This window comes from Vibrio sp. 10N.222.49.A3, from assembly GCF_041475145.1.
GTDB lineage: Bacteria > Pseudomonadota > Gammaproteobacteria > Enterobacterales > Vibrionaceae > Vibrio > Vibrio tasmaniensis_A.
The window spans coordinates 1-2,660 of sequence record NZ_JBFRVM010000213.1 but is presented as its reverse complement, the minus strand read 5'-3'; the positions used below and the strand labels follow the sequence as shown (position 1 = coordinate 2,660).

The 2,660-nt window shown below is 39.9% G+C and carries 5 protein-coding genes; 4 read left to right on the top strand and 1 reads right to left on the bottom strand.

All coding sequences use genetic code 11. The annotated features are described in order from the left end of the window. Window positions 1–43: 43 nt before the first annotated feature. Window positions 44–472: a helix-turn-helix domain-containing protein gene (locus tag AB4589_RS23260; RefSeq protein ID WP_372101784.1), complete on the bottom strand. Its 429-nt coding sequence runs from the start codon at window positions 470–472 to the stop codon at window positions 44–46. A gap of 90 nt (window positions 473–562) precedes the next feature. On the opposite strand from AB4589_RS23260, the gene AB4589_RS23255 reads away from it, so the two are divergent. The 4 genes from AB4589_RS23255 (at window position 563) to AB4589_RS23240 (ending at window position 2,646) form a co-directional block, all read left to right on the top strand. Then, a complete protein-coding gene (locus tag AB4589_RS23255; protein WP_372101783.1) occupies window positions 563–1,705 on the top strand; it encodes a phage/plasmid replication protein, II/X family in 1,143 nt (380 codons plus the stop codon). Between the two features lie 8 nt (window positions 1,706–1,713). Further along, window positions 1,714–1,995 carry a single-stranded DNA-binding protein gene (locus AB4589_RS23250; RefSeq protein WP_372101782.1) on the top strand — a complete coding sequence of 94 codons (282 nt, stop codon included), beginning with the start codon at window positions 1,714–1,716 and terminating at the stop codon, window positions 1,993–1,995. Further along, entirely contained in the window at window positions 1,992–2,345 is a 354-nt protein-coding gene (locus AB4589_RS23245; protein WP_372083476.1) for a hypothetical protein, read from the top strand. Before AB4589_RS23250 ends, AB4589_RS23245 begins: the two co-directional genes overlap by 4 nt. A gap of 67 nt (window positions 2,346–2,412) precedes the next feature. Beyond that, window positions 2,413–2,646, top strand: coding sequence for an RstC protein (locus AB4589_RS23240; RefSeq protein WP_372101781.1), 234 nt, complete (start codon window positions 2,413–2,415; stop codon window positions 2,644–2,646). Window positions 2,647–2,660: the final 14 nt, after the last annotated feature.

The following is a 2,660-nucleotide window of genomic DNA, read 5'->3' as shown; positions in this document are numbered from 1 at the left end:
GTTGGGGTTCCTGTAACACCCCAACTAACTGCGGAATTCCGCATTATTTCACCCTTTTTAGTTCTTCTGTTTTCCCCTCAAATATCGAAACCCCTAAAATTGTATTGTGTGTGATTAAGTGTTGGAGACTCATTGCGATGCAGTACTTGTCGATTACAGCTAGCAAGTGATCTTTATCTTCATCAGGCAAGTTTTTCACTCGTTCTAGAGCCATTTCTATCAGTGGGTCAATGCTAGTGTTAGATACATCTAACAGCAAAGAGTTTGGCGTACAGTTTAGTGCAGTTGTTAATGCGTAAATTGTGCTCAGTTTGGGGTCTGTATCATTACGTTCAATTTTTGATATTTGCCCAAGCCTAATCCCGCACTTTTCAGCCAACTCTCCTTGGGTCCAACCTTTATCCCGTCTTAATCTCTTTAAATTATCGCCTATAGACATAATCATCTCGCATTTTTTATCTTGTAAGCTCAATTGTAACCCTATATATTTACCTCTCGTGATTAATTAACTCTACAGGGTTAGTTAATTTTGTTCTATAGGACTATTGACAGGTTTTTTTATTTGTTCTTTATTGACCAACTTTTCATGCAGCAGGATCACCACGAGGGGAACTTACCCCTTGTGGGTCGCCATGTAATTGAAAGGGTCGAGTTAGAAACTGGTGAGAAGTTACCACCATCAGTAAATCAAAAAATCCTAGAAGGATCTTTTAGCACAAAGCTAACTATTCGTTGCGATGGCACTCGTGTTCGAGTTGAAGGTAATCCATCTCGTTGGCAACGTGTCGATAATCTTTTTGGCCTTCAAACCATTGATGAGTGTGTGGCCGTTTATAACCACGTATTAGCTTTTTATGACTTGCCGCCATTTACTAAAAATACACGCTTTTCACATCGTCAATCTGCTGAAGGCCAAGCATCATCCTTGATAGGGAATGGCGCCGAAATAACACTTATTGATTGGACTAGAAATCACGCTGTAGGTCAGGGTAGGGAGCAATCATTTATTCGGGGGCTTTCATCCATGCAAATTGGCCGAGGTCGTAAACCAAAACTTTATCCTGATGGAAACACTTGTAACTGGGGGGAAGGTTCAACTTGGCAAATGGACAAGCTATACAGAAAATCTATTGAATTACAAAGGCACTTATTAAAAGCACAGAGGAAAAAAGGAGGCGTTGCGCCAGAAGTTTTACGATATGTCACCAAATTAATCGACTATTGCGAATCATTCGGCGTTGTACGTGAAGAACATAGCTTAAGACAGACACTACTTAAACGACATAATTTACAGTTCTACGGCAATGTGACCGAACAAGATTTTTATCAGCACTTACAAGACATCGAGAACGCTATGAAGACTATACACATCTCACATGATGAACATCAGAGTATTGCTCATCAACTTTTAGCATCAGGCTCCGTTGATACATTGCGCCAAGCAAATACCACTATGAGCTATTTTACAATGTGGCAGCATGGGACAGATTTGAGAGATATTTTAAAATCCCGTCAATTCTATGAGCACAAGGCTCGTCTTAAGGCTATAGGAATTGATATCGGTCAAAAATTTGATGTTAGTCGTATGTGTCCAACCTTAAAGCGTTCTGAAGTGATTGAAGTTCAGCCACTTGAGATCCCACCTTGGTACAAGATGCCAATTGTAGCCGAAACCAATATTTTACCTTTCAAAGCTTACGCATAGGAAACAGCATGTTAAAAATTGAAGTATTCAAAGAAGATGTAAAAATCACACCGAGAACCATGCCAGGGAAAGACGGCAAGCCACCACGTACTATCTATGAACAAGACGCTTATGTACATCTACAAGGTCGTTTCCCAACGCTTACCAAGGTTCAACTGGAAGAAGGTCAACCTGCTTATGAAGCCGGATTTTATACCTTTCATAGCTCTTCTTATATCGTTAATAATTTTGGCACTGTGGAACTAAAGAAGTACGGAAAAATCATCACACCTTTGGAGACCGAGTTATGAGCGTAATTAAACCTGAAGAATTGAAGAAAGCAGCAGGTTTACCGGATAGCGCTAATTTTCATGGCTGGCTTGTTCATAATCCGGAGAACGATGATTTTCTTCTCAAGTTTAAAGAGAGTAATTCTTTAATAAAAAAATTCTGGTGCCGATTGCCAGACCAAGCCATGCGTTTTAATAGATTTTCTCGCGCCTTAAAGGTTATTGAACGACTAGAACTACAGAATCGAGCGATTATTGTTGCAGCTTTTGATTTAGGGAGCCAAGTCATTGTATTAGCTCCAAGTGATTTTAAAGACCGAATGTCTTTACCATCTTCAAATCCATTCAGAGCAGATTCCATTAAACACTAATAACAAAGCCCGTAACTGCTAGAACAGCTACGGGCTTTTACCACAACCAACTGAAACGGAGTTGATTATGACCGCTAAAGAATACACGTTAACTGACTTAGAAGTGAAGATAAATGAGATATCTAGCATCTCAATGTTTCTAAGTACGGGCAGCTGTCCAAAGGAAATCGCCTTTAATTTACAAGACCATATGCAGGATGAAATTGAAAACTTGCAAGGCATGGTCAGTTATATGAAAGTTTATCCGCAGATTAAAGCCCAAGAGCAGCTAGATAGCCCCCAGAAAGAACTTACGCCTTAGTGCGTATTATGGGT